Genomic DNA, 24936 nt, shown 5'->3' on the forward strand with positions numbered 1-24936 from the left:
GAAGGCAAACACCTAAACTGGCATCACTTACCCGCTGAGCCAAACCCAGCCAACCCAGTGAAACCGCAAGAACAAAGGAGTCCGTCATGCCCCACATCAACCTGCAGATCTCCGGCAAACCCAACGCATCGCTGACCCGCCGCAGCGCCGCCGCCGTAGCCGAGCTGACCCAGCGCGTGCTCGGCAAGAAGCCGGAGGTCACCGTCGTTTCCGTGCAGTACATCGACCACGACGCCTGGATCATTGGCGGCGACCCGCTCTCGGAGCTTGGCCGCAACGCCTTTCACCTCGACATCAGCGTAACGGACGAAACCAACACCAAAGCGGAGAAAGCGCAGTACCTGAAGGCCGTGTTCGAGGCCCTCTCGGAGCTGATCGGCAACGTGCATCCGGTGTCATACATCCACGTAGTGGATGCGCGCGCCGCCACCTACGGCTACGGCGGCCTGTCGCAGGAATACCGCTACCACCACGGCTGAAGCCCTGGCCACGGACGAGGGCAAAGAGGCGAGCCTTTGAGGCAGGACATTGTCGCAGTGCAGCAAGCTGTGGCAAAGTCGGCACCTGATCTGCCGCGCACGGCGCCACGAGCGCCGCGCGCGCGGAAGAACCACAAGGAGAACCGATGTCCTTCCTGATAGTCCTGGCCGCCCTGGCCTTCCTGATGTTTGCGGCCTACCGTGGCTACAGCGTCATCCTGTTCGCCCCGGTGGCCGCGCTCGGCGCCGTCCTGCTGACCGAGCCTGCCGCCGTGGCGCCGGTCTTCTCCGGCATCTTCATGGAGAAAATGGTCGGCTTCGTCAAACTGTATTTCCCGGTGTTCCTGCTGGGCGCCGTGTTCGGCAAGGTGATCGAGCTGTCGGGCTTCTCGGAGTCCATCGTGGCCGCCGCCATCCGCTACATAGGCCGCTCGCGTGCCAATGCGGTGATCGTCGCCGTTTGCGCGCTGCTGACCTATGGCGGCGTCTCGCTGTTCGTGGTGGTGTTCGCCGTCTATCCGTTCGCGGCGGAGCTTTACCGGCAGAGCAATATCCCCAAGCGGCTGATGCCCGGCGCCATTGCGCTGGGCGCGTTCTCGTTCACCATGGATTCGCTGCCGGGCACGCCGCAGATCCAGAACATCATCCCCACCACCTTCTTCAAGACCACGACCTGGGCAGCGCCGGTGCTAGGCCTGCTCGGCTCGCTGTTCATCATCGGGGTGGGCCTGGGCTACCTGGAGTGGCGCCGCCGCGCGGCCATGGCACGCGGCGAGGGCTATGGGACAGCGTTGCGCAATGAGCCGGAGCGCAGCCAGACCGGCCACCTGCCGCATCCGGCACTGGCGCTGCTGCCGCTGGTGGTGGTGGGCGTGGCCAACTTCGTCTTCACGCGCATGATTCCGCAGTGGTACGGCAGCAGCTACAGCGTGTCGCTGCCCGGGCTGGCCAAGCCCGTGGAGACGCAGATCGCCACCGTGACCGCGATCTGGGCGGTGGAGGCGGCGCTGCTGCTGGGCATCGTGGTGGTGGTGGCGACGGCGTTCGGCGCGGTGCGCGAGCGCTTTGCCGAGGGCAGCAAGAGCGCCATCGGCGGCGCGCTGCTGGCCGCCATGAACACGGCCTCGGAGTATGGCTTCGGCGGCGTGATCGCCGCGCTGCCCGGCTTCCTGGTCGTCAGCGATGCGCTCAAGAGCATCCCCAACCCGCTGGTCAATGCCGCCGTGTCTGTCAGCACGCTGGCGGGCATCACCGGCTCGGCGTCGGGCGGCATGAGCATCGCGCTGGCCGCCATGTCGGACACCTTCATCCACGGCGCGCAGGCCGCCGGCATTCCGCTCGAGGTGCTGCACCGCGTGGTGTCCATGGCCAGCGGCGGCATGGATACGCTGCCGCACAACGGCGCCGTGATCACCCTGCTGGCGGTGACGGGCCTGACGCACCGGGAGTCCTACCGCGACATTTTCGCGGTGACCGTCATCAAGACGCTGGCCGTGTTCTTCGTGATCACGGTCTACTACGTGACCGGCCTGGCCTGAACGCGGCGGCGCGCGCCGCGCCTTGTGGATCGCGCCATCCTTACCTAGTGTGAGTGGGTAGCCGGCCGTGCGCGCGTGCTTTGCACGCCACATGTCAGCGGCTCCACCCTGCACTTCCCACCGGAACACCGCATGAAAACCGTGAGTCTGCCCGGCGGCGAAAGCGTTGCCGCGCTCGGCATGGGCACCTGGAACATGGGCGATCAGCCGGCTGCGCGCGCGGAAGAGCTTGCCACGCTGCGTCTCGGGCTGGACCTGGGCCTGACCCTGATCGACACCGCCGAGATGTACGGCGATGGCCGCTCCGAGGAACTGGTCGGCGAAGCCATCGCCGGCCGGCGCGACGAGGTCTTCCTGGTCAGCAAGGTGTACCCGCACAACGCCGGGCGCACCGGCGCGGTGGCCGCCTGCGAGCGCAGCCTGCGCCGCCTGGGCACCGACCGCCTCGACCTGTACCTGCTGCACTGGCGTGGCGGCGTGCCGCTGGCGGAGACCATGGAGGCCTTCATGGCGCTGCGCAAGGCGGGCAAGATCCGTCACTTCGGCGTCAGCAACCTCGACCTGGACGACATGCGCGCGCTGTGGCGCGTGCCCGGCGGCAAGGAGGTCGCGGCCAACCAGTTGCTCTACAACCTCACGCGGCGCGGCATCGAGTGGGACTTGCTGCCCTGGCTGCGCGAGCATGGCGTTGCCCTGATGGCTTACTCGCCGATCGAGCAAGCCACGCTGCTGCGCAACCCGCGGCTTGCGCGCTTTGCCCAGAAGCATGGCATCAGCCCGGTGCAGGCGGCGCTGGGCTGGCTGCTGGCGCAGCAGGGCGTCATCGCGATTCCCAAGACCAGCCATCGCGAGCGCCTGCGCGAGAACCATGGCGCGCTCGCGCTGACACTCTCCACGCAGCAACTGGCCGAGCTGGACGCGGCCTTCCAGCCACCGGACGGCCCGCACCCGCTGGCGATGCTGTGATGTGATGCCCAGGAGCCCCCGCCATGACACTCGACTACGACGCCATCATCATCGGCACCGGCCAGGCCGGCCCCCCGCTGGCGGCGCGCCTGAGCGCAGCCGGCCAGAGGGTGGCCGTGATCGAGCGCCAGTCGTTCGGCGGGACCTGCGTCAACACCGGCTGCATCCCCACCAAGACCATGGTGGCGAGCGCCTACGCGGCTAACCTGGCACGGCGCGGCGCCGAGTACGGCGTGGTGCCCACCGGGCCTGTGACGGTGGATATGGCTCGCGTCAAGGCGCGCAAGGACGGCGTCGTCGGCAAGTCCACGCACGGCGTGGAAACGTGGGTGCGCACGCTGGAGCACGGCACCGTCCATCTCGGCCACGCGCGCTTCGAGGGCCCAGACACCGTGCGCGTAAACGACACCCTGCTGCGGGCCGGCAAGATCTTCATCAACGTCGGTGGGCGCGCCGCCGCGCCGCCGATGCCTGGGCTGGAGCAGGTGGACTACCTGACCAACGCCGGAATGATGCGCGTGGACACCTTGCCGCGGCACCTGCTGGTGGTGGGCGGCAGCTACATCGGTCTGGAGTTCGGCCAGATGTTTCGCCGCTTCGGCAGCGAGGTCACCATCGTGCAGCGCGGCCCGCGCCTGATCGAGCGGGAGGATCCCGACGTGTCCGACGCCGTGCGCGGCATCCTCGCCACCGAGGGCATCGGGCTGCGTCTCGACGCCGAGTGCATCGCGCTGGAGCAGCGCGGCGCCGAGGTCGTGGTGAAGATGGATTGCGCGCACGGCGCGCCCGAGATCGTCGGCTCGCACGTGCTGCTGGCGGTGGGGCGGCGGCCCAATACCGACGACCTTGGCCTGGACCGCGCCGGCGTTGCCGTGGATGCGCGCGGCTACATCCAGGTGGACGAACAGTTGCGCACCAATGTGCCCGGGATCTGGGCCATGGGCGACTGCAACGGGCGCGGCGCCTTTACCCATACCGCCTACAACGACTTCGAGATCGTCGCCGCCAACCTGCTGGACGCGGCATCCGGCGAGCCGCCCCGCACGCTCGGCGACCGCATCCCCGCCTATGCGCTCTACACCGACCCACCGCTGGGGCGCGTCGGCATGAACGAGGCCGAGGCGCGCCAGTCCGGGCGCAAGGTGCTGGTTGGCATGCGGCCGATGACGCGGGTTGGCCGCGCGGTGGAAAAAGGCGAAACGCAAGGCTTCATGAAGATCCTGGTGGATGCCGACAGCCGCGAGATCCTTGGCGCGGCGGTGCTGGGCGTGGGCGGCGACGAGGTGATCCATTGCATCCTCGACGCGATGTATGCGTGCGCGCCGTACACGGTGGTCCAGCGCGCCATGCATATCCACCCCACGGTGTCCGAGCTGATCCCGACCATGCTGGGCGAGCTGCATCCGCTGGAGCCGGTTGGCCCGGCGGCAGCATGACAGGCCCACACAGCAAGCGCTGAACATGCCCACCACGCCGCTGGCCCAGAGCCCGTGCGACGACGCAACGCTGCGGACCGCCCCTGGCGGGCCACCCTGCGCCAGGGCCGACGAACCTTGGGTGCTGGCCGCCACCATCCTGGCGTCCAGCATGGCCTTTATCGATGGCACCGTGGTCAACGTGGCCCTGCCCGCGCTGCAAAAGGATTTCGATGCGAGCCTGAGCGGCATGCAGTGGGCGGTGGAGGCCTATGCGTTGCTGCTGGCAGCCTTGCTGCTGGTGGGCGGCGCCTGCGGTGACCGCTTCGGGCGCCGTCGCGTGTTTGCGCTGGGCGTGGCGATCTTTGCAGCCAGCTCGGCCTGGTGCGGCCTGGCCGGCAACATTGGCCACCTGGTCGCCGCGCGGGCCGCGCAGGGCTTGGGCGCGGCGCTGCTGGTGCCGGGCAGCCTGGCGTTGCTGTCGGCCTCGTTCGACGCGAGCCGGCGCGGCAAGGCCATCGGCACCTGGTCCGGCGCCACCGCGATGACCACCGCGCTCGGGCCCGTGGTGGGCGGCTGGCTGATCGAGCATCTGTCGTGGCGCGCGGCCTTCCTGGTCAACCTGCCGCTGGCGGCGGCGGTGCTGGCCATCGTGTTCTGGCGCGTGCCGGAAAGCCGCGCACCGCAGCATCCCGGTGGACTCGACTGGCCCGGCAGCCTGCTTGCAGCGTTTGGGCTGGGGGGCGTGGTCTACGGCCTGATCGAGTCGCCGGCGCAGGGCTGGGGCCACCCAGCCGTGTGGATGCCGTTTGCGGCCGGCCTCGTTGCGCTCGGGCTGTTCGTGCTGGCGGAGACCCGCGTGGCCAACCCGGTGATGCCACCCGCGCTGTTCCGCTCGCGCGCTTTCCTGGGTGCCAACCTGCTCACCTTGCTGCTTTACGCGGCGCTGGGCGGCGGCCTGTTCTTCTTCCCGCTCAACCTGATCCAGGTGCAGGGCTATTCGTCGACGCAGGCCGGTGCCGCCTTGCTGCCGTTCATCCTGCTGATGTTCCTGCTGTCCGGCTGGGCCGGCGGGCTGGTGGACCGGCATGGCGCGCGCAAGCCGCTGATCGTCGGCCCGCTGGTAGCGGCCGCGGGCTTCGCGCTGTTTGCATTGCCCGATGCCGCCGCCAGCGGCGGCAGCTACTGGCTGGCCTACTTTCCCGCGGTGCTGGTGCTCGGCGCGGGCATGACGATCAGCGTGGCGCCGCTGACCACCACCGTCATGAACGCGGTGCCGCTGGGCTCGGCCGGCACGGCGTCTGGCATCAACAATGCGGCGGCACGCGTGGCCACGCTGCTGGCGATTGCCATGCTGGGGATCGTGATGGTGCGCGTGTTCGACTACCGGCTGGACCGCTCGCTTGGCCAGTCGGTGGCCAGCGGCGCGGTGTCGGCGCAGGTGGCTCGGTCCGTGCAGGCGCAACGCGCGAAGCTCGCCGCCATCACGCTGCCGGCGGCCACGGCCCCGCAGGTAAAGGCGGCCGTTCGGCGTGCGGTGGACGGCGCCTTCGTGGCCGGCTTTCGCTGGGTCATGCTGCTGTCGGCGCTGCTGGCTGCCGGAGGGGCAGCATGCGCCTGGGCGTTCCTGAGCCCGGCGCGCGGCAAGACCGGCACCGGGAAGGCCGGCGGCTAGCGCATCTAACGCCGCGGCGCCGGCGCCGCGCGCTCGCCCAGGTACACCAGCAGCAGCTCCTCGACGGTGAGGCGCCGGAGCCTGGCTTCGCGGCCGATGGCGCGCTCCAGCTCCGAGAGCTGGAAGGCCTCCACGCTCATGCCGACAGCGCGCGCGTGGCGCGGGGTGATGACCTTGAGCAGCGCCACCACTTCGGGGTTGTCGGCGAGAAAACGCTCATGGGCAAGTTGCAAGCGTTCGGGGGAAAGAGTCATCGGGAAGGGACCGCAATAAGGTGGGTGCAAGGTGGGTGGGGCGCGACGGCCTGGCGCCTGGCGAGCAGGTACGAGGCAGGAATGCACGCCGGCGCCCGCGCATTACACCACAGCCGTGCCGGAGCCCCCAACCGCAGTGCAATCCGCAGTGCAATCGGAACGCAAGCGCAGGCCTCGTGCGTTATTGCGCCTTGGCGGTATAGCGCTCCCGCTCGACGTAGCGGACCAGGTAGTTGCGGGTCTTGGCTTCGGTATCCTGGCTCACCCGCTCAGCGGCCTGGCGCGCGCCATCGCGCCCATGCGAGGACACCATCTGCGCATCCAGGTAATCGCGAAACGCCGTGTGCATGGCGTCGAGCCGAGGCCGGCAGGCCTTGAGCGCAGCACTGGCGAGATCCTGCGCGGAGGCGCCGCCGGCCATGCCGGCATCGGCCTGGCCCTTGGCGCACGTGGTGTAAGCGGCACGCAGCGATTGCCATTGCTCGTTGGCTTCGGATGAGGCTTGCGGATTGGCGGGCACTTGCGAAGCGCAAGCCGCTGCCAGCAAGGTGACGGGGATGAGGGCGAGAACGGATTTCATGTGTCATGGACTTATCCAGCCCGGCCGGGTTCCTGTCCAGATGAAACAGGTTGTTGCGAGGCGCCCGTGCTTGTAGGACGCCGCGCGCCAAAATGCAGCCTCCGTCCTACAGCCATTCGCAAGAATGCTTGGTATATTTCTACAGAAACGGTGAGAGTACGCCGGCTTTTCGGAAAAACCCGAGAATCAAGTTTGCGGCGAGATTTCAAGTTTCTACAAGTGCTGATTACGCCTATCCTTTATGTGGGGTGCGCAAAGTGGCTCCGGGGTATCCGGTGCCGTGAGAGGTAAAACAATCAGGAGAGTGAGCATGGAACGCAGATCGTTTCTGACGGTAGGGGCTGGACTAGTGGTGGCAAGTTCGGGCCTGCTGGGCGCGTGTACGACCACGCCCGATGCACCCACCGACAAGGCCGCCAAGCGCCGCGAGATCGATGGCGGCGTGGATGGTACGCTCAACAAGCTGTATGAGACGGCGAAAGGTTCACGCGAACTCGCCAACCGCGCGCGCGGCATCCTGGTCTTCCCCAATGTCCTCTCGGCCGGCTTCGTCGTGGGTGGCGAATATGGCGATGGCGCGCTGCGCGCGGGCGGCGCCAACCGTGGCTATTACCGCATCATCTCGGGCTCGGTCGGCTGGCAGATCGGTGCGCAATCCAAGGCCATCATCCTGATGTTCATGACCCAGGAAGCGCTCGACAAGTTCGTCGCCAGCAGCGGCTGGACTGCCGGCGTGGACGCTACCGTGGCGCTGGCCAAGATTGGCGCCAATGGCACCCTGGACACCAATACCGCCCAGCAGCCCGTCGTTGGCTTCGTGGTCACCAATGCGGGCCTGATGGCCGGCGTGAGCCTGGAAGGCTCGAAGATCAGCAAGCTCGACATCTGAGGCCACGCAGCGTGCCGGCCTGGCGCCGGCCTGTATGCGGGGGGCCGGGTTGCGAAGGCGACCCGGCCCCTGACTTTTTCCGGCCCTGCTGCCACGGCACCGCCACACCAGCCAGACTCCCTCACGCATTGTTACCGCATGCGCCACGCTAACCGGCTAGAATCCGTCCCTTTGGCCGAATTCACATGTGGTTCAAGAATCTCCAGCTGCACCGTCTGTCCGCACCGTGGTCCCTCGCCGCCGAAGAGGTCGAGGAATGCCTGGCGCGCCACGCATTTTTCCCTGGCACCAGCCTGGAGATGCAAACCCAGGGCTGGGCCTCGCCGCGTGACAACGGCGCGCTCGTCCACCAGGTCGGCAAGCAGTTGCTGCTGACCATGCGCACCGAAAAGAAGCTGCTGCCGTCCACCGTGGTCAACCAGGTCACCAAGGCCCGCGCTGTGGAGCTGGAAGAACAGCAAGGCTTCAAGCCGGGCCGCAAGCAGATGCGCGAACTCAAGGAGCAGGTCACCGAAGAGCTGCTGCCGCGCGCGTTCAGCATCCGGCGCGACACCCGCGTGTGGATCGACCCGGTCAACGGCTGGCTCGCCATCGACGCGGCCGCCCCGGCCAAGGCCGATGAAGTGCGCGGCCTGCTGTTCAAGGCCATCGACCCGCTGCCGCTGGACAACCTGCATGTGAACCAGTCGCCGGTCACCGCCATGACCGACTGGCTGGCCACCGACACGGCCCCGGCCGGCTTCACCCTCGACCAGGAAATGGAGCTGCAATCCAGCGCCGAGAGCAAGGCCACGGTGCGCTATGTGCGCCATCCGCTGGATGCCGAGGACCTGCGCCGCCACATTGCCGCCGGCAAGCGCTGCACGCGCCTGGCGATGACCTGGAATGACCGCGTGTCCTTCGTGCTCACCGAGTCGCTGACCATCAAGCGCGTGGCCCCGCTGGACGTGATCAAGGAGCAGGCAGACCCGAGCGCCCGCGACGACGAAGAACGCTTCGACGGCGACTTCACCATGATGGCCGGCGAACTGGCCAACCTGCTGTCGGACCTGACCGCCGCGCTCGGCGGCGAACGCAAGCTGTAAGCCAGCGCGTCAGCGGGCCGGCCAGGCCGGTTCAAGCTGGATTCAGGCGCCGCCGCCCGGCGGCGCCGCGCCGTAGCCCAGCAACCCGCTGGCGACCCGCGCCTCATGGCGCACGGCCACGGCGATGGGTCCGTCCATCGACGCATCGAAGCCGCCGGTGGCACCCAGCGCGGTGAGCACCGCGCAAATGCGGCCCGTGTAGTCGTACAGCGGCGCCGCCACGGCGCTGATGCCCTTCAGGTTGGTATCGCGCACTACCGCGCACCCGGCGGCCAGCACTTCGCGCCGCAGCACGCCGATGGGATCATCGCGATCCAGCTGCGCGCGCAGGTCCGCCGGCGCCGCCGCGAGCTCTTCTTCCGCCATCGCCCGCACACGCGGCTCGTCCAGCAAGCCCAGCAGCGCGCGGCCCGTGGCCGACCACAGCATCGGCATCACCGAGCCCACCCGCACATTGACCGTCACCGGTAGCCCCGGCTCCTCGAAGCGCACGATGGTCGGGCCCTTGTTGCCCATCACCGCCACAAAGCAGGTCACGTCCAGGCTCTCGCGCAGGCGGACCAGCGACGGCTCGGCGATCCGGATCGGATCAACCTGCCGCATCGCTGCCAGGCCGATCAGCATGGCCTCCACGCCCAGGAAATACTGCTGCGATGCCGACGCCTGCGCCACCAGCCCCTCGTCGATCAGGCTGGCCAGGTAGCGGTGCACCTTGGCCGGACTCTCGCCAATATGCGCGGCCAGCGCGGTCAGGCTGGCGCGCCCGCCGAGGTTGGCCAGGCCCTTGAGCACCGTCATGCCGGTCTGCGCCGATTGCACGCGCTGGCGGCGCTCGCGCGCCGGCGGCTCAGCGGGCATGGCGGCTTCGACCGGGTCAGCGGGATCGCCTGAGGTGCTCGATGCGCGTGAGGTGCGTGCGGCGCTTGGGTCGTTTCTTGTCTTCATGGGCGGAGATTCTAGTGCCGTGCATTGCGCGGCGGCATCAAACCCACGTTAACCCGCATCGCCATATTACGCAATGCGTATATCATTTACGCATAACAACGCCGGACCGCGCTACGCCTCAACCGGCACCCAAACGGGAACAGGAGACAAGATGATCACCATCCGCAAATGCATCGCCGCAGGCCTTGGCCTGGCCGCCATCCCCATGCTGGCGGCCACCGCTGCCGCCGAGCCGGCCTACCCCGCCAAGCCGGTGCGCTGGATCGTGCCGTACGCCGCCGGCGGCGGCTCGGACTTCCTGGCGCGCTCCATCGGCCAGGCCCTCTCGACCCGGCTTGGCCAGCCCGTGCTGGTGGACAACAAGCCGGGTGGCAATACCGCGATCGGCGCGGCGGAAACCGCGCGCGCGCCGGCGGACGGCTACACGGTGCTCTCGGCGGACAACGGCACGCTGGTGTTCAACCCGGCGCTGTACAAAACGCTTTCCTACAACCCGGTCAAGGACCTGGCGCCAGTCACCTTGCTGGGCCGCTTCCCGATGATCCTGGTGGTGGGCCCGGGCATGAACGTCAACACGGTGCAGGAGTTCGTCGCCCGCGCCAAATCCAAGCCGGGCGGCATCGACTACGCCTCTGCCGGCGCCGGCAGCCCGCACCATCTCGCCATGGAACTGCTCAAGGTGGAGGCCGGGCTGAACATGGTCCACGCGCCCTATCGCGGCGCCGCGCCCGCGCTGGCCGACGTGGCCGGCGGCCAGGTCCCGGCCATGATGGTCGACCTGGCCGCGGGCGCGGGGTTCATCAAGGGCGGCAAGGTCAAGGCGCTGGCCGTGGCCAACCCGACCCGCCTGCCCCAGTTGCCGGACGTGCCGACCTTTGCCGAGGCAGGTTACAAGAACGTGGAGGCCGCCGCTCTGGTGGGCATGGTGGTTCCCGCCGCCACGCCGCCGGAGATCGTCGCCACGCTGAACAAGCAGGTGGTGGCCGCGATCAAGGACCCGGCCGTCAACAAGCGACTGGTGGACTTCGGCGTGGAACCCGTCGGCAACACGCCGGCGCAGTACGCCGAACTGCTGCGCAGCGAGACCACGCGCTGGCACAAGCTGATCCGCGACCTGAAGATCACGCTGGAGTAACCGCGGCGCACCGCAGCCGCCCCCCGCAAACGAGAACACGGAGCAACAAGCATGGCCAACGCTACCCCCAATCCACACGCCTCGGGATGTCCCGTTGACCATCGCTTGCTGACAGCGCAGCGCTCGCCCACCGGCTGCCCGGTCAGCCCAGGCGCGGCCAGCTTCGATCCCTTCGAGGATGGCTACCAGCAGGACCCGCCCGAGTACGTGCGCTGGGCGCGCGAGCAGGAGCCGGTCTTCTACAGCCCCAAGCTGGGCTACTGGGTGGTGACGCGCTACGACGACATCAAGGCGATCTTCCGCGACAACCTCACCTTCAGCCCCTCCATTGCGCTGGAGAAGATCACGCCGACGGGGCCGCAAGCCAACGCCGTGCTGGCGTCCTACGGCTACGCCATGAACCGCACGCTGGTCAACGAAGACGAGCCAGCGCACATGCCGCGCCGCCGGGTGCTGATGGCGCCGTTTACGCCAGAGGAACTCAAGCATCACGAGCCCATGGTGCGCAAGCTCGCGCGCGAGTATGTCGACCGCTTTGTCAACGACGGCCGCGCCGACCTGGTCGACCAGATGCTGTGGGAAGTGCCGCTGACGGTGGCGCTGCATTTTCTCGGCGTGCCCGAGGAAGACATGGACCTGCTGCGCAAATACTCCATCGCGCATACCGTCAATACCTGGGGCCGGCCCAGGCCGGAGGAACAGGTCGAAGTCGCGCATGCCGTGGGCAACTTCTGGCAGCTGGCAGGCAAGATCCTCGACAAGATGCGGCAGGACCCGTCCGGCCCGGGCTGGATGCGCTATGGCATCCGCAAGCAGGTGGAGTATCCGGAGATCGTCACCGACTCCTACCTGCACTCGATGATGATGGCCGGCATTGTCGCCGCGCATGAAACCACCGCCAACGCCACGGCCAATGCCATGAAGCTGCTGCTGCAGCATCCGCGCGCCTGGCAGGAGATCTGCGAAGACCCGGGCCTGATCCCGAACGCGGTAGAGGAATGCCTGCGGCACAACGGCTCGGTGGCGGCCTGGCGGCGCCTGGCCACGCGCGACGTGCAGGTAGGCGGCGTCGACATTCCCGCCGGCGCCAAGCTGCTGATCGTGACGTCCTCGGCCAACCACGACGAGCGGCACTTCGCCGATGCGGATCTCTTCGACATCCGCCGCGAGAACGCCAGCGACCAGCTCACCTTCGGCTACGGCTCGCACCAGTGCATGGGCAAGAACCTGGCGCGCATGGAGATGCAGGTCTTCCTGGAGGAACTCACGCGGCGCCTGCCCCATATGCGCCTGGCAGAGCAGCGATTCAGCTACGTGCCGAACACCTCGTTCCGCGGGCCCGAGCACGTGTGGGTGGAATGGGACCCGACGCAAAACCCCGAGCGCGCCAACCCCGCGTTGCTGCAGGTACAAGTGCCGGTGCGCATTGGCGAGCCGTTGGGGCATGCAATCAGCCGGCCGGTGGTGGTGGCCAGCGCGACCCGGGCGGCCGAGGGCATTGTGCGGCTGCGGCTGGTATCGCCCGATGGCAAGCCGATGCCGCGCTGGGCGCCGGGCTCGCACATCGACGTGGAATGCGGCGGCACCGGTCTGTCGCGGCAATACTCTCTATGCGGCGACCCGGACGACAGCGGTGCGCTGGAGATCGCCGTGCTGCGCGAAGCGCAAGGCCGTGGCGGATCCGCTTGGGTGCATGACAGCGTCAAGGCCGGCGACCGGCTGAAGATCCGCGGCCCGCGCAACCACTTCCGGCTGGATGAGGCCGCGGGCAAGCTGATCCTGATCGCCGGGGGCATCGGCATCACGCCCGTCAGCGCCATGGCGCGGCGCGCGAAGGCGCTCGGCATGGACTACGCTTTGCACTACAGCGGGCGCTCGCGTGCGTCCATGGCGCTGCTCGGCGAGCTCATCGCGCTGCACGGCGATCGCCTGCATGTCTACGCCAAGGATGAAGGCCAGCGCAACGATCTCACCAGCCTGCTCGGGCAGCCCCAGGCGGATACGCAGATCTACGCCTGCGGCCCCGCGCGCATGCTTGCAGCGTTGCAGGAACAGTGCGCCGGCTGGCCCGGCGATGCGCTGCGCATCGAGCATTTCGAGTCGGCGCTCGCCACGCTGGATCCCGGCCAGGAGCAAGCGTTCGAAGCCGAGCTGAAGGACTCCGGCATCGTCGTCGCGGTCGCCCCGGGCCAGACGCTGCTGGCCGCGCTGCGCGCCGCCAACATCGACATGCAGAGCGATTGCGAGGAAGGCCTGTGCGGCTCCTGCGAGGTGCGCGTGCTGGCCGGCGAAATCGACCACCGCGACGTGGTGCTCACGCGCGCGGAGCGCGAAGCCAACACCAAGATGATGGCCTGCTGCTCGCGCGCGAAATGCCAGCGCATCGTGCTGGAGCTATAAGCGCGGCGCTCGCTCAGCCGCCCTGCTCTGTTGCCAGCTTCGCATCGATGCCACGCGCCCGCGCCACCGCCGGGCGCGCGTTGATGCGGTCGATATAGGCCTGCACCACCGGCGTCGCTTCGACCAGCTTGAACATCGTGGTCCAGGTCAGCGCGGTGCCCCACAGCACGTCGGCCGCGGTGAAGGTGTCGCCCAGCAGGTAGGGGCCCTTTTCCAGCTGGCCCAGCAGCGTGCTGATGGTGGTGTCGTAATCCCCGTAGGGGCACATCGCGCGCGGCGTCTCGCGCTGTTGCGAGCGGTCCACCAGCGCCGGCTCGAAGCAGGAACCGTAGAACGCCATCCAGCGCAGGTAAGGCCCGCGCAGCGGATCGGTCAGCGCGGGCGCCAGCCTGGCCTGCGGGAACAGGTCGGCCAGGAAGATGAACACGGCCACCTGCTCCGTCACCAGCGCATCGCCATAGCGGATGGCCGGCACCTTGCCCATCGGATTGATGGCCAGGTAAGCCGGCTCGCGCTGCTCGCCGGCCTTCATATTGAGCGGGTGGAGACGATACGGCACGCCGAGTTCCTCAAGCAGGGTCAGCGCGCCGGTGGAACGTGTGTTGGGCGAATGGAACAGGGTCAGTTCGGGCTGGAACATGGCATTGGCTCCGGGGGAAAAATCATGCAACTCGGGGCGAGGGGCGCTGTGAAGCGCGCCATCGCGGATCAAGCGCTGGCGCCGTCGACCTTCTTAGGTTGGAGCTGCGCCAGGTCGACGCCATCGAGGCACCGCACATTGATCGCCGCCACGGCCGAGCCATCCGGCATGCTGCCCAGCGCGTAGGCCTCCACGCCGCAGGTTTCGCAAAAGCGATGGTCGATCACATGCTTGTTGAACTTGTAGGTGCGCGTGGCCTGCGCACCTTCGGTCAGCGTGAATCTGTCTGCCGGTGTGAACGACCAGATGAAGCCGCGCTTGCTGCACAGCGAGCAATTGCACTCGATGGCGCCGGCCAGGTCGACATCCACTGCGTAGCGCACGGCGCCGCAATGGCAGCCGCCGGTGTAATGGGTTACGGTCATGGTGGTCTCCGATAGAATTTCGTTCATCTTGCGCATCTTGCGTGCCTGCCGCAGCCCGTAGTTTTACACCGCTATCCCCATGCCCCGATTGGAAAAACGCGACACGCACGCGCCCGTCACCGCTGCGCCCAAAGGCATTGTCGACCCGCTCGGCACGCAACAGCGCATCCGCCTCGGCCGTTATCTGCCGTCGGCGGCGCTGGCACCCTTTGTCGAACATTACTGGATCGTCGAATGGGACCTGGCGGGACACCCACCGCAGGTGCAGCGCGTGCTGCCCTATCCGAACGCCAACCTGGTATTCGACCGCGGCCAGACAGCGCTCTTCGGCGTGGTGCGCGGCGTGTTCGACCGCACGCTGGAAGGCGCCGGCCACGTGCTCGGCGTGCGCTTTCGCGTAGGTGGCCTGCGCCCCTTGCTGGACGAGCCCGTCTGCGCGCTGACCGACACCACGCGTGCGGCGCGCGCGCTGCTGTCATGCGACGCACACCGGGCCGAAATGCTGGTGCTGGATGCCGGCGGCGACGAAGCCATGGTGCGCGCCGCCGAAGCGCTGTTGGGCGGCGCCCTGCCGCCGCCTGACCCCGTCGTGGATCAACTGCAGGCCATCGTCGCGCATGCCGCCAGCGCCGAAGGCCCCGCCAGCGTGGAGTCGCTGGCGCAGCATGCCGGCATGGGCGTGCGCGCTTTGCAACGGCTGTTCCAGGACTACGTGGGCGTATCGCCCAAGTGGGTGCTGCGCCGCTACCGCCTGCAAGAGGCCGCATGGCGGCTCGCGCGCGGCGAGCCGGTCGGGCTGGCGCAGCTCGCCGCCGAGCTCGGCTACTTCGACCAGGCCCACCTGACGCGAGATTTCACCAGGCTGGTGGGCGTATCCCCGGGCGACTACCAGCGCTCGCAGCAGGGGCCGGCCGGCGCACGCTGAGCGGCAAGTCAGCCCGCGCTGCCGATGTGCGCGGCCAGGTAATCGATCAACGCCCGCACCTTGGGCGGCAGGAAGCGGTTGGGCGGATAGAGCAGCCACACCGTCCCCACGTAGGCGCGTGCCTGCAATTCCCAGTCTGGCAACACCCGCACCAGTTCGCCGGCCTGCAAGGCAAGGGCCGCGGTGAACTCGGGCAGGCTGGCGATGCCAAGATCCTGCTGCGCCGCCTCCAGCCGCGCGCCGGCGTGGTTGGCGACATAGCGCCCGCTCACCGTCACGGTCTGCGTCTCGCTGTCGCGACGCAAGCGCCAGCGGTTGTCGTCGGCGGTTTCCCCCAGGTACAGGCAATCGTGCTGCGCGAGATCACGCGGCTGCGCCGGCGTGCCGCGCGCGCGCAGATAGGCGGGCGAGGCGCACAGCACCCAGCGCACCGCGCCCAGGCGGCGCCCGGCCAGGCCGGGCGGCGGGTGCTCGGTCAGCCGGATCACCAGGTCGAGGTCGTCGGCAAGGGGATCGGCCTCGTGGTCGGTAAACAGCAACTGCAGGTCCACTTCCGGATAAGCCTGCAGGAAAGCCGGTACCAGCGGATGGATCACCGTCTTGGCAAATGCGGTCGGCGCGCTGACGCTGACCCTGCCCTGCGGCCGGCCCACCACATGGCCGGCGGCGTCCATCGCCCCCGCCGCGGCGCTCACCACGTCGCGGCAATAGCGGTACACCTCGGCGCCCGATTCCGTCATGCGCACCTTGCGGGTCGAGCGCTCCAGCAAGCGCGTGGCCAATGCCTCCTCCAGACGCTTGATCTGGCGGCTGACAGTGGACGGTGTGCTGCCAAGCTGGCGCGCGGCAACAGAAAAATTGCCCGCGTCGACCACGCGCGCGAACACCGCCATGTCGGGCAGCAAGGCAAAGAGATCAGCTTGGTTCATGAGGCGGCTCGCGGCGGGCAGAGGCGGATTAATGCATATGCGGCATAAAGGCTTTGCATTCCGACCCGATTATCGCCGTGGATGCAAAGCGGCACAATGCAGGACCGAATGCACAAGGTCCACCATGCCCGCGCCAAAAAAACTGTTACTGCTGTCCGACCTGATGCTGCTCGCGGTCGCCGTGGTCTGGGGCAGCAGCTACGGCATCGTCAAGAGCGCACTGGTCTTCTACCCGGTACTCGGCCTGCTGACGCTACGCTTTGGCATCACCTTCGTGGTGCTCTCTCCCACGCTGGCCGGGTTGCGCCGCACCGACGCCGCCACCCTGCGCGGGGTGCTGGGCACCGGTGTGCTGCTGCTCGGCATCTTCCTGTGCGAAACCTTCGGCGTGCTGCTAACGCGCGCCTCCAACGCCGCCTTCCTGATCAGCCTGTGCGTGGTGCTGACGCCGCTGGCGGAGTGGCTGCTGCTCAAGCGCCGTCCAAGCCGCATCGAATGGGTGGCGGTGGCGCTCTCCCTGCTAGGCGCGTGGCTGCTGGCGGGCCACGGCGAACTGGGGTTCAACCTTGGCGACGGGCTGATCCTGGCCGCCGCCGTACTGCGCGCGCTGATGGTCTGCGCGACCAAGCGGCTGGTGCGGGGCCAGTCCATGCCGGCGCTGACGATGACGGCGGTGCAATCCGGCGTGGTCGCCGTCGGCAGCGCGGCCGTGGCACTGGCGCTGGTGCCCGCGCAGTGGCAGCCCCTGCCGTCGTTCTCTGGCCACGCTGCGTTCTGGGGCTGCGTGCTGTGGCTGGTGGCCGCCTGCACGCTGTTCGCCTTCTTCGCCCAGAACTACGCCATCCGGCGCAGCAGCCCCACGCGGGTGGCGCTGCTGATGGGCAGCGAGCCCGCCTTCGGCGCGTTGTTCGCCAGCCTGTGGCTGGCAGAGAGCATCTCCACCACGGCGTGGATCGGCGGCGGGCTGATCGTGGCGGCATCGCTGTTGGCCACAGTGCGCTGGGGCAAGCCTGCAGCCCCCGAGATAGCGCAGGGCTCGCAGGCCTGAAACAGGATCCGTTGCAGCCAGCCGCGGTCATACAATCCGTGCATGCCCATTTGGACAGGCGAGAGGATTCCCATGACGATGACCGATGTGTATGGCCTGCGCGAGCCGGCCCGGGCCGAAATCGACGCCATCAAAGGCCCGGCCGTGATCGAGTTCGGCGCGCCCTGGTGCGGCTACTGCATGCGGGCGCAGCCCCACCTGGCCGGCGCCATGGCCAGCCATCCGGAGGTTGCCCACATCAAGGTCGAGGACGGCAGCGGCAAGCCGCTCGGCCGCTCGTTCCGGGTCAAGCTATGGCCCACGCTGGTGTTCATGCGCGACGGCGTGGAGGTGGCGCGGTTGGTGCGGCCGAGCGAGACACGGGCGATCGAGGAAGCGTTAAGACGGATTGCGGGCTGATGCTGGCCCGCACTGCTGATCGCTGATCGCTTATGCAAGTGCAAAGAAAAAAGCTCCCGAGGGAGCTTTTTTCTTTCTGCGTGGCGGCATTCACCGCTCGGCGGAAACTCAATCCCAGGACAACGCCCCACCGGTCTGATACTCGATGACGCGCGTCTCGAAGAAGTTGCGTTCCTTCTTCAGGTCGATCATCTCGCTCATCCACGGGAACGGGTTTTCCTCGTTCGGGAACAGCTGCTCCAGGCCGATCTGCTGGCAGCGGCGGTTGCAGATAAAGCGCAGGTAGCCCTTGAACATTGGTGCGTTCAGGCCCAGCACGCCGCGCGGCATGGTGTCCTCGGCATAGCGGTATTCGAGGTCCACGGCCTTCTTGAACAGCGCGGTGATCTCTTCCTTGAACTCGGCGGTCCACAGGTGCGGATTCTCGAGCTTGATCTGGTTGATCAGGTCGATGCCGAAATTGCAGTGCAGGGACTCGTCGCGCAGGATGTACTGGTACTGCTCGGCGGCGCCGGTCATCTTGTTCTGGCGGCCCATGGCCAGGATCTGCGTGAAGCCCACGTAGAAGAACAGGCCTTCCATGATGCAGGCGAACACGATCAGCGACTTGAGCAGCTTCTGGTCGTTCTCCGGCGTGCCGGTCTTGAAGGCCGGGTCGGTCAGCGTGTCGATGAACGGGATCAGGAACTCATCCTTGTCGCGGATCGACTGCACTTCGTGGTACGCATTGAAGATCTCGGCTTCATTGAGGCCGAGCGACTCCACGATGTACTGGTAGGCGTGCGTGTGGATCGCTTCTTCGAAAGCCTGGCGCAGCAGGTACTGGCGGCATTCCGGCGCGGTGATCTGGCGGTAGGTGCCCAGCACGATGTTGTTGGCGGCCAGCGAGTCGGCGGTCACGAAGAAGCCGAGGTTGCGCTTGATCACGCGGCGCTCGTCTTCGGTCAGGCCGTTCGGGTCCTTCCACAGCGCGATGTCGCGCGACATGTTGATTTCCTGCGGCATCCAGTGGTTGGCGCAGCCGGCCAGGTATTTTTCCCAGGCCCACTTGTACTTGAACGGCACCAGCTGGTTGACGTCGGTCGAGCCATTGATGACGCGCTTGTCGGCGGCGTTCACGCGGCGGTCCGTCGGCGCGTCGGACGCCGGCAGGTTGCCGAGGATACCCGTGCCTGCCGGCTGCGTGGCGGCCGGCGGCAGCACGCCGTGCTGGTCGACAGAGCGTGCGGCAGCAGGCGTGGCGGTGGGATTCGGCGCGGGCTGCGGGGCAGCCTGCGGGGTGGCTTGAACGTCGTCGTCCCAGCTCAGCATGGTGTGGTTCTCCGTGGAATGCTTTGGTTTGCCGCCGTCCTCGCCGCGCAAGCGGCGCGGCGAGGATCAGGGCAGGTAATGACTTACTGGCAGGCGACTTACTGGCAGGCTTCGCACTCGTCGAAACCGGCGTCGCCCGGGCGCATCGTGCAGACCGCGCCTTCGGCTTCCGGCATGGCCGGCGCGGAGGCGGCGGCCTGGTCGATGCCGGCGGCGCTGATGCCGCCGTCGCTACCCGACGACACGGCGTTGAGCGAGCCGCGCGACACGGTGGACTTCTCCACGTGGGTGGCTGCCATCGTGCGCAGGTAGTACGTGGTCTTCAGGCCGCGCAGCCAGGCCAGCTTGTAGGTGTCGTCCAGCTTCTTGCCCGAGGCGCCGGCCATGTAGATGTTGAGCGACTGGGCCTGGTCGATCCACTTCTGGCGGCGGCTGGCGGCTTCCACCAGCCAGCTCGGCTCGACTTCGAAGGCCGTCGCGTAGATGTCGCGCAGGTCTTGCGGAATGCGGTCGATGCGCGCCAGCTTGCCGTCGAAGTACTTCAGGTCGGCGACCATCACTTCATCCCACAGGCCGCGTGCCTTCAGGTCGCGCACCAGGTAGTCGTTGACCACCGTGAATTCGCCCGACAGGTTGGACTTGACGTACAGGTTCTGGAAGGTCGGTTCGATGCAGGCCGACACGCCGATGATGTTCGAGATCGTTGCCGTCGGCGCGATCGCGATGCAGTTCGAGTTGCGCATGCCGTGCTGCTTGATGCGCGCGCGCAGGCTGTCCCAGTCCATGGTCGAGGAGTGATCCACTTCCAGGTAGCCGCCGCGTTCTTCGGCCAGCAGCTTGAGCGAGTCCTGCGGCAGGATGCCACGATCCCACAGCGAGCCTTCATAGGTGCTGTAGCGCCCGCGTTCTTCCGCCAGCTCGCTCGAGGCGCGGTAGGCGTAGTAGCACACCGCTTCCATCGAGGTATCGGCGAACTGCACCGCGGCGTCGCTGGCGTACGGCAGGCGCAGCATGTGCAGGCAGTCCTGGAAGCCCATGATGCCCATGCCGACCGGGCGATGGCGCAGGTTGGAGTTGCGTGCCTTCTCGACCGCGTAATAGTTGATGTCGATCACGTTGTCGAGCATGCGCATCGCGGTGCGGATGGTCTTCTCGAGCTTGGCGTGATCGAGCACCTGGGTGCCGTCGGCCTGTTGCTTCAGGTGGGCGACCAGGTTCACCGAACCCAGGTTGCAAACGGCGATCTCGCTGTCGTTGGTGTTGAGCGTGATTTCCGTGCACAGGTTGGAGCTGTGCACCACGCCCACGTGCTGCTGCGGGCTGCGGATGTTGCACGGATCCTTGAAGGTGATCCAGGGATGGCCGGTCTCGAACAGCATGCCCAGCATCTTGCGCCACAGCTGCATGGCGGGGATCTTCTTGAACAGCTTGAGCTCGCCGCGGGCGGCCTTGGCTTCGTAGCCCAGGTAGGCTTCTTCGAATGCCTTGCCGACCAGGTCATGCAGGTCCGGGCAGGTGGCGGGCGAGAACAGGGTCCATTCGCCGGCTTCCATCACACGCTTCATGAACAGGTCGGGAATCCAGTTCGCCGTGTTCATGTCGTGGGTGCGGCGGCGATCGTCGCCGGTATTCTTGCGCAGCTCGAGGAATTCCTCGATGTCCAGGTGCCAGGTTTCCAGGTAGGCGCAGACCGCGCCCTTGCGCTTGCCGCCCTGGTTGACCGCCACGGCGGTGTCGTTCACCACCTTCAGGAACGGCACCACGCCTTGCGACTTGCCGTTGGTGCCCTTGATGTGCGAGCCGAGGGCGCGCACATTGGTCCAGTCGTTGCCGAGACCGCCGGCGAACTTCGACAGCAGCGCGTTTTCCTTCAGCGCCTCGTAGATGCCTTCCAGGTCGTCCGACACGGTGGTCAGGTAGCACGACGACAGCTGCGAGCGGCGGGTGCCCGAGTTGAACAGGGTCGGCGTGGACGACATGAAGTCGAACGACGACAGCAGCTGGTAGAACTCGATGGCACGGGCTTCGCGGTCCTTCTCGCCCAGCGCCAGGCCCATCGCCACGCGCATGAAGAATGCCTGCGGCATTTCAATGCGGGTCTCGTCGATGTGCAGGAAGTAGCGGTCGTACAGGGTCTGCAGGCCCAGGTAGTTGAACTGGAAGTCGCGCTGGGCGTCCAGCGCCGCGCCCAGGCGGGCCAGGTCATAGGTGGCCAGCTTCTCGTCCAGCAGCTCGGCTTCGATGCCGCGCGCGATGAACTTGGGGAAGTAGTCGGCGTAGCGCGACACCATCTCGGTCTGGGTCACTTCGGCGCCCAGGATTTCCTTGCGGATGGTGTGCAGCAGGATACGCGCGGTGACCTGGCTGTAGGCCGGGTCCTTCTCGATCAGGGTACGCGCGGCCAGGATGGCGGAGTCGTAGACCTGGGTCATCGGCACGCCGTCGTACAGGTTCTTCAGCGTTTCCTTGAGGATCGGCTCGGCGCTGACGGCATCGCCAAGGCCCGAGCAGGCGTTGTCGATCAGGCCATGCAGCGCGCCCAGGTCCAGCACGCGGGCCACGCCCGCATCGGTCACGTTGAACGTGGCGCCGCCTTCCTGCACGCGGGCCACCGCCTGGGCGTTTGCCTGGGCGCGTTCCTGGGTGCGCTTTTCGCGGTACAGCACGTAGGCGCGGGCCACTTCATGCTCGCCCGAGCGCATCAGCGCAAGCTCGACGTGATCCTGCACGTCTTCGATATGGAAGGTGCCGCCGTTAGGGCGGCTGCGCAGCAGCGCGCGGACCACGTTCTGGGTCACTTGCTCGACCACTTCGCGCACGCGCGCCGAAGCGGCGCCCTGCCCGCCGTTGACGGCGAGAAAGGCCTTGGTCACCGCTACCGAGATCTTGCTCGGCTCGAACGCCACGACGGCGCCGTTACGTCGGATGATCTTGTAGTCCTGGTAGCTGCCAGCGGCGGCAGTAGCGGGGCTCGACTGCGCGTTCGCTGCTGCACCGGCGGCGGCGGCGCCGGTGGAAAGTTCGTTCTGGGCTGTCTGCATGAGGAACTCCTGTTCTGACCCGTGTTTTATGAGTGACAAAGAGTCCCGGGCAAAATGCGCAAAAAGGCTCTGACACGCCGGCCGGTCTTACCCGGGAGGGCGCGCTGCTATTGCTGGATTCTGCTGGAACTCTTGTGATGCGCCGGCCCTTCGGTGGACCGCAGTCATTGCTGCGGCGGTAACTGCACACCTAGGCCGGCTCCCCGAAAGCACCACTAGATCTAGTGGTCGATGCGAAAAACTGGACTAAGTATAGTGAAACGGGGCGGATTCACCAGTCTTGACAAGCGCCTTTTTGGCGCGAATTCCAGTGCCGGCATGGCATGCGGCGCTGCGCCATACCCGCTAGCCCAAGAGACGCAAGGGAATCCGCCCGACGGTTCGTTACCGCACCGTGACGCGAAATTTTTTTGATTGACCTGACCTCTTCGATAGGCGCGGACTTTATCAGGGTTTTCCCCAGATTGCGGCTATCCCCTAGACCTCGCTTGCAGCCCTTGCCTCAGGGCTGTTCTTTGCGGTAAGGCAGTTGTGCGGGCGCCACGCCGGCTGCGGCGGCAAAACCCGCCCAGTCGAAATGTGGTCCCGGATCCGTCTTGCGCCCTGGCGCGATATCGCTATGCCCCGCCACGGCCCGCACCGGATAAGCGCCTAGCAGGGCACGCACCAGCGCTGCGGTGGTGTGGTATTGGGCCAACGTGAACGGCTGGTCGTCGCTGCCTTCGACCTCGATGCCGATGGAGAAGTCGTTGCAACGGGGCCGGCCGAAGAATTCGGACTGGCCTGCGTGCCAGGCGCGGTCCAGGCAAGACACGAACTGGACCAGCTCGCCCCCTCGCGTCACCAAAAAATGCGCCGACACCCGCACTTGATGGATCGTCTCGAAAAACGGATGGCGGGACGGGTCGAGACGGTTCAGGAAAAAGGCTTCGATATCGCCGCTGCCGAACTGCCCGGGCGGCAGGCTGATGTTGTGGATCACCACCAGGTCCACCGGCGTGTGCGCGGGCCGGGCGTCGAAATTGGGGGACGGCACGTGGCGCGCGGCGGGCACCCAGCCCGCCGGGTCGGGGACGAATGGCGAGTTGGGCGCGAACTTGGCGGCCGGGTCGTGGTCAGGCATCGCGATCTCCATCCGCCGCCAACAGCCCGTCGCGCAGCGCTTCTCTGGTTTCGGCGGCACCGTCGGCCGGGTCGTCGCGGCCCTCGCGGATGCCAAGCTGCTGGATGCGGTAGCGCAGCTGGCGAAAGCTCAGGCCCAGCAGCGGCGCGGCGGCTGTCCGGTTGAAGCCGGTCTGCTGCAGCGCCTGTAGGATCAGGTCGCGCTCGAGCGCTTCGAGCCGGCCGGGCAGGTCGATCGGGAAGGTGGCACGGCAAGCGTCTGCGGCCGCCTCCGCGGCGCGAGACGCCGCAGGTTGCGCAAACAGATCGGGCTGCGCGCCGCCCCGGGAGTCGGCCCGCGCATCGTACGCAAGCTCCTGCATGGTGTCGGGCCGCAAGCCGGACGCCGCCGGCGCGCCAGCCGGCGCAGCCGCCGAAGCCAGGTAGGCGTGCGGCGCGGGCGGGCGTGGCATGGCCGTATGGCCCATGCCCGCGTCCAACTGGCCCAGGTCGTCCACCTCGATGGTATTGCCCTCGGCGAAGGCATAGGCGCGCTCGAGCAGGTTCTCCAGCTCGCGTACATTGCCCGGGAACGCATAGTCGGACAGCCGCTGCAGCGCGGCCACCGCCAGCCGCTTGGGATGGGGATCGCCATAGCGCACCGCCAGGTGTTCCAGGATGGCGCTGGCCAGCACCGGGATATCCTCGCGCCGCTCGCGCAGCGTGGGCATGCGCAGCGCCAGCACGTTGAGGCGGTAGAACAGGTCCTGGCGGAACTGGCCGGAGGCGACCATCGCGGAAAGATCCTTGTGGCTGGCACACAGCACCCGCACGTCCACGCTCTCCTCGCGGCTCGCGCCGATCTTGCGCACGCGCCGTTCCTGCAGCACGCGTAGCAGCTTGACCTGCATCGCCAGCGGCAGGTCCGCCACCTCGTCGAGCAGCAGCGTGCCGCCATTGGCAGCCTGGAAAAAGCCGCCGCGCTCGGCGTCGGCCCCGGTGAAGGCGCCTTTCACATGGCCAAAGAACTCCGACTCCATCAGGGTCTCGGGGATGGCGCCGCAATTGACCGCGATAAAGGGATGCGCCGCGCGCGCGCTGACTGCGTGGATGGCACGCGCCGCGCGCTCCTTGCCACTGCCGGACTCGCCGCTGATGACGATCGGCGCCATGCTGCGCGCCAGCCGCGAGAGCGAGCGCCGCACCTCATGCATGGCCGGAGAATGGCCGGGCAGCAGGTTGACGGCGCGGTCCACGGTTTCGTGCGCCCCGCTGCCGCCGTCACCGCCCTCCACACCCTCGGCGCCATCACGCTGCTGGCGCCCCAGCGCATTCAGGATCAAGCTGCGCAGCTGGTCCAGCGAGACCGGCTTGGCGATGTAGTCGAAGGCGCCCGCCTTGAGCGCCTCCACGGCGTTGTCCGCGCTGCCGTAGGCGGTGATCACGGCCACCGGCACCCGCTCCGGCGCGCTCGATAGCTGGCGCACGATATCGATGCCCAGCCCGTCGCCCAGCCGCATGTCGGTCAGCACCAGGCTATAGCGGCGCGCGGCGAGCTGCTGGCGCGCCTCGGCCAGCGAGCCGGCCAGCACGACATCGTGGCCCATGCGGCGGATCGAGATATCGAGCAGTTCTCGCAGGTCGGCCTCGTCGTCGATGACGAGAATCGGGTCGGGGCCTGGCGTCTTGATTGGCATGGGTCTGCGTCTGGCGATCTGGCGAAGTGAAATCGGGGCGGCTAAACGAGAGACTGGCC

General features: G+C 67.5%; 22 protein-coding genes. 12 read left to right on the forward strand and 10 right to left on the reverse strand.

Annotation, left to right across the window (positions count from 1 at the left end):
* The first annotated feature begins 86 nt into the window (after positions 1–86).
* The 5 genes from AC1RQC_RS08725 to AC1RQC_RS08745 all read left to right on the forward strand — a co-directional run bounded on the left by AC1RQC_RS08725 (position 87) and on the right by AC1RQC_RS08745 (position 6073).
* Positions 87–479, forward strand: coding sequence for a tautomerase family protein (locus AC1RQC_RS08725; protein WP_492882967.1), 393 nt, complete (start codon positions 87–89; stop codon positions 477–479).
* Between the two features lie 146 nt (positions 480–625).
* On the forward strand, positions 626–2017 hold the full coding sequence (locus tag AC1RQC_RS08730; protein WP_492374660.1) for a GntP family permease: 1392 nt from the start codon (positions 626–628) through the stop codon (positions 2015–2017).
* Positions 2018–2149: 132 nt separating this feature from the next.
* Positions 2150–2983, forward strand: a complete 834-nt coding sequence (locus AC1RQC_RS08735; RefSeq protein WP_492374661.1) for an aldo/keto reductase — start codon at positions 2150–2152, stop codon at positions 2981–2983.
* 23 nt (positions 2984–3006) lie between these two features.
* Complete coding sequence (locus tag AC1RQC_RS08740) at positions 3007–4419, forward strand: FAD-containing oxidoreductase (protein ID WP_492882969.1); 1413 nt, start codon at positions 3007–3009, stop codon at positions 4417–4419.
* A 25-nt stretch (positions 4420–4444) separates the two neighbouring features.
* Complete coding sequence (locus tag AC1RQC_RS08745; protein WP_492374663.1) at positions 4445–6073, forward strand: MFS transporter; 1629 nt, start codon at positions 4445–4447, stop codon at positions 6071–6073.
* 5 nt (positions 6074–6078) lie between these two features.
* Here the strand turns inward: AC1RQC_RS08745 and AC1RQC_RS08750 are convergent, their stop codons facing one another.
* The gene (locus AC1RQC_RS08750; protein ID WP_144409844.1) at positions 6079–6327 is read right to left on the reverse strand and encodes a DUF6388 family protein; all 249 of its coding nucleotides are present in this window, start codon (positions 6325–6327) and stop codon (positions 6079–6081) included.
* Positions 6328–6508: 181 nt separating this feature from the next.
* A complete protein-coding gene (locus AC1RQC_RS08755) occupies positions 6509–6907 on the reverse strand; it encodes a hypothetical protein (RefSeq protein WP_492374664.1) in 399 nt (132 codons plus the stop codon).
* A 310-nt stretch (positions 6908–7217) separates the two neighbouring features.
* On the opposite strand from AC1RQC_RS08755, the gene AC1RQC_RS08760 reads away from it, so the two are divergent.
* The gene (locus AC1RQC_RS08760) at positions 7218–7796 is read left to right on the forward strand and encodes a BPSL1445 family SYLF domain-containing lipoprotein (RefSeq protein WP_441633879.1); all 579 of its coding nucleotides are present in this window, start codon (positions 7218–7220) and stop codon (positions 7794–7796) included.
* A 185-nt stretch (positions 7797–7981) separates the two neighbouring features.
* A complete protein-coding gene (locus tag AC1RQC_RS08765) occupies positions 7982–8881 on the forward strand; it encodes a recombination-associated protein RdgC (RefSeq protein WP_043349676.1) in 900 nt (299 codons plus the stop codon).
* A gap of 42 nt (positions 8882–8923) precedes the next feature.
* On the opposite strand, the gene AC1RQC_RS08770 is transcribed toward AC1RQC_RS08765, so the two are convergent.
* Positions 8924–9679 (reverse strand): IclR family transcriptional regulator, encoded by a 756-nt coding sequence (locus AC1RQC_RS08770; protein WP_492374686.1) that lies wholly within the window; start codon positions 9677–9679, stop codon positions 8924–8926.
* A gap of 298 nt (positions 9680–9977) precedes the next feature.
* Between AC1RQC_RS08770 and AC1RQC_RS08775 the strand changes: the two genes are divergently transcribed.
* Positions 9978–10961 carry a Bug family tripartite tricarboxylate transporter substrate binding protein gene (locus AC1RQC_RS08775; protein ID WP_174423017.1) on the forward strand — a complete coding sequence of 328 codons (984 nt, stop codon included), beginning with the start codon at positions 9978–9980 and terminating at the stop codon, positions 10959–10961.
* A gap of 51 nt (positions 10962–11012) precedes the next feature.
* Complete coding sequence (locus AC1RQC_RS08780; protein WP_492882971.1) at positions 11013–13361, forward strand: cytochrome P450/oxidoreductase; 2349 nt, start codon at positions 11013–11015, stop codon at positions 13359–13361.
* A gap of 13 nt (positions 13362–13374) precedes the next feature.
* On the opposite strand, the gene AC1RQC_RS08785 is transcribed toward AC1RQC_RS08780, so the two are convergent.
* Positions 13375–14001 carry a glutathione S-transferase family protein gene (locus tag AC1RQC_RS08785; protein ID WP_492374666.1) on the reverse strand — a complete coding sequence of 209 codons (627 nt, stop codon included), beginning with the start codon at positions 13999–14001 and terminating at the stop codon, positions 13375–13377.
* 68 nt (positions 14002–14069) lie between these two features.
* The gene (locus AC1RQC_RS08790) at positions 14070–14426 is read right to left on the reverse strand and encodes a GFA family protein (protein ID WP_492808031.1); all 357 of its coding nucleotides are present in this window, start codon (positions 14424–14426) and stop codon (positions 14070–14072) included.
* Between the two features lie 79 nt (positions 14427–14505).
* Between AC1RQC_RS08790 and AC1RQC_RS08795 the strand changes: the two genes are divergently transcribed.
* The gene (locus AC1RQC_RS08795; protein WP_492374668.1) at positions 14506–15351 is read left to right on the forward strand and encodes a DUF6597 domain-containing transcriptional factor; all 846 of its coding nucleotides are present in this window, start codon (positions 14506–14508) and stop codon (positions 15349–15351) included.
* 8 nt (positions 15352–15359) lie between these two features.
* On the opposite strand, the gene AC1RQC_RS08800 is transcribed toward AC1RQC_RS08795, so the two are convergent.
* Positions 15360–16280: a LysR family transcriptional regulator gene (locus tag AC1RQC_RS08800; protein ID WP_492374669.1), complete on the reverse strand. Its 921-nt coding sequence runs from the start codon at positions 16278–16280 to the stop codon at positions 15360–15362.
* Between the two features lie 124 nt (positions 16281–16404).
* On the opposite strand from AC1RQC_RS08800, the gene AC1RQC_RS08805 reads away from it, so the two are divergent.
* Both AC1RQC_RS08805 and AC1RQC_RS08810 read left to right on the forward strand, forming a co-directional pair.
* Positions 16405–17328, forward strand: a complete 924-nt coding sequence (locus AC1RQC_RS08805) for a DMT family transporter (protein ID WP_492374670.1) — start codon at positions 16405–16407, stop codon at positions 17326–17328.
* 72 nt (positions 17329–17400) lie between these two features.
* On the forward strand, positions 17401–17727 hold the full coding sequence (locus AC1RQC_RS08810) for a thioredoxin family protein (protein ID WP_492374671.1): 327 nt from the start codon (positions 17401–17403) through the stop codon (positions 17725–17727).
* 108 nt (positions 17728–17835) lie between these two features.
* Here AC1RQC_RS08810 and AC1RQC_RS08815 read toward each other — a convergent pair whose 3' ends face one another.
* From AC1RQC_RS08815 to AC1RQC_RS08830, 4 genes are all read right to left on the reverse strand, one after another.
* Positions 17836–19038, reverse strand: a complete 1203-nt coding sequence (locus AC1RQC_RS08815) for a ribonucleotide-diphosphate reductase subunit beta (protein WP_150986839.1) — start codon at positions 19036–19038, stop codon at positions 17836–17838.
* Between the two features lie 98 nt (positions 19039–19136).
* On the reverse strand, positions 19137–22079 hold the full coding sequence (locus AC1RQC_RS08820) for a ribonucleoside-diphosphate reductase subunit alpha (RefSeq protein WP_492374672.1): 2943 nt from the start codon (positions 22077–22079) through the stop codon (positions 19137–19139).
* A gap of 502 nt (positions 22080–22581) precedes the next feature.
* Positions 22582–23202: a 1,6-anhydro-N-acetylmuramyl-L-alanine amidase AmpD gene (gene ampD / locus AC1RQC_RS08825; RefSeq protein ID WP_492374673.1), complete on the reverse strand. Its 621-nt coding sequence runs from the start codon at positions 23200–23202 to the stop codon at positions 22582–22584.
* Positions 23195–24877, reverse strand: a complete 1683-nt coding sequence (locus tag AC1RQC_RS08830) for a sigma-54-dependent transcriptional regulator (protein WP_492374674.1) — start codon at positions 24875–24877, stop codon at positions 23195–23197. The genes ampD and AC1RQC_RS08830 overlap by 8 nt, the downstream gene beginning before the upstream one ends.
* Positions 24878–24936 lie beyond the last annotated feature (59 nt).

It is taken from the genome of Cupriavidus sp. GW822-FHT03E04, assembly GCF_058801495.1.

Bases quoted from the DNA above. Each gene is read 5' to 3' on its own strand.
- AC1RQC_RS08785 (WP_492374666.1), bottom strand. From the start codon at position 14,001: ATGTTCCAGCCCGAACTGACCCTGTTCCATTCGCCCAACACACGTTCC.
- AC1RQC_RS08725 (WP_492882967.1), top strand. From the start codon at position 87: ATGCCCCACATCAACCTGCAGATCTCCGGCAAACCCAACGCATCGCTG.
- AC1RQC_RS08770 (WP_492374686.1), bottom strand. From the start codon at position 9,679: ATGACGGTGCTCAAGGGCCTGGCCAACCTCGGCGGGCGCGCCAGCCTG.
- ampD (WP_492374673.1), bottom strand. From the start codon at position 23,202: ATGCCTGACCACGACCCGGCCGCCAAGTTCGCGCCCAACTCGCCATTC.
- AC1RQC_RS08750 (WP_144409844.1), bottom strand. From the start codon at position 6,327: ATGACTCTTTCCCCCGAACGCTTGCAACTTGCCCATGAGCGTTTTCTC.
- AC1RQC_RS08805 (WP_492374670.1), top strand. From the start codon at position 16,405: ATGCCCGCGCCAAAAAAACTGTTACTGCTGTCCGACCTGATGCTGCTC.
- AC1RQC_RS08780 (WP_492882971.1), top strand. From the start codon at position 11,013: ATGGCCAACGCTACCCCCAATCCACACGCCTCGGGATGTCCCGTTGAC.
- AC1RQC_RS08800 (WP_492374669.1), bottom strand. From the start codon at position 16,280: ATGAACCAAGCTGATCTCTTTGCCTTGCTGCCCGACATGGCGGTGTTC.
- AC1RQC_RS08745 (WP_492374663.1), top strand. From the start codon at position 4,445: ATGCCCACCACGCCGCTGGCCCAGAGCCCGTGCGACGACGCAACGCTG.
- AC1RQC_RS08755 (WP_492374664.1), bottom strand. From the start codon at position 6,907: ATGAAATCCGTTCTCGCCCTCATCCCCGTCACCTTGCTGGCAGCGGCT.
- AC1RQC_RS08810 (WP_492374671.1), top strand. From the start codon at position 17,401: ATGACGATGACCGATGTGTATGGCCTGCGCGAGCCGGCCCGGGCCGAA.
- AC1RQC_RS08790 (WP_492808031.1), bottom strand. From the start codon at position 14,426: ATGACCGTAACCCATTACACCGGCGGCTGCCATTGCGGCGCCGTGCGC.
- AC1RQC_RS08830 (WP_492374674.1), bottom strand. From the start codon at position 24,877: ATGCCAATCAAGACGCCAGGCCCCGACCCGATTCTCGTCATCGACGAC.
- AC1RQC_RS08760 (WP_441633879.1), top strand. From the start codon at position 7,218: ATGGAACGCAGATCGTTTCTGACGGTAGGGGCTGGACTAGTGGTGGCA.
- AC1RQC_RS08740 (WP_492882969.1), top strand. From the start codon at position 3,007: ATGACACTCGACTACGACGCCATCATCATCGGCACCGGCCAGGCCGGC.
- AC1RQC_RS08730 (WP_492374660.1), top strand. From the start codon at position 626: ATGTCCTTCCTGATAGTCCTGGCCGCCCTGGCCTTCCTGATGTTTGCG.
- AC1RQC_RS08775 (WP_174423017.1), top strand. From the start codon at position 9,978: ATGATCACCATCCGCAAATGCATCGCCGCAGGCCTTGGCCTGGCCGCC.
- AC1RQC_RS08815 (WP_150986839.1), bottom strand. From the start codon at position 19,038: ATGCTGAGCTGGGACGACGACGTTCAAGCCACCCCGCAGGCTGCCCCG.
- AC1RQC_RS08735 (WP_492374661.1), top strand. From the start codon at position 2,150: ATGAAAACCGTGAGTCTGCCCGGCGGCGAAAGCGTTGCCGCGCTCGGC.
- AC1RQC_RS08820 (WP_492374672.1), bottom strand. From the start codon at position 22,079: ATGCAGACAGCCCAGAACGAACTTTCCACCGGCGCCGCCGCCGCCGGT.
- AC1RQC_RS08765 (WP_043349676.1), top strand. From the start codon at position 7,982: ATGTGGTTCAAGAATCTCCAGCTGCACCGTCTGTCCGCACCGTGGTCC.
- AC1RQC_RS08795 (WP_492374668.1), top strand. From the start codon at position 14,506: ATGCCCCGATTGGAAAAACGCGACACGCACGCGCCCGTCACCGCTGCG.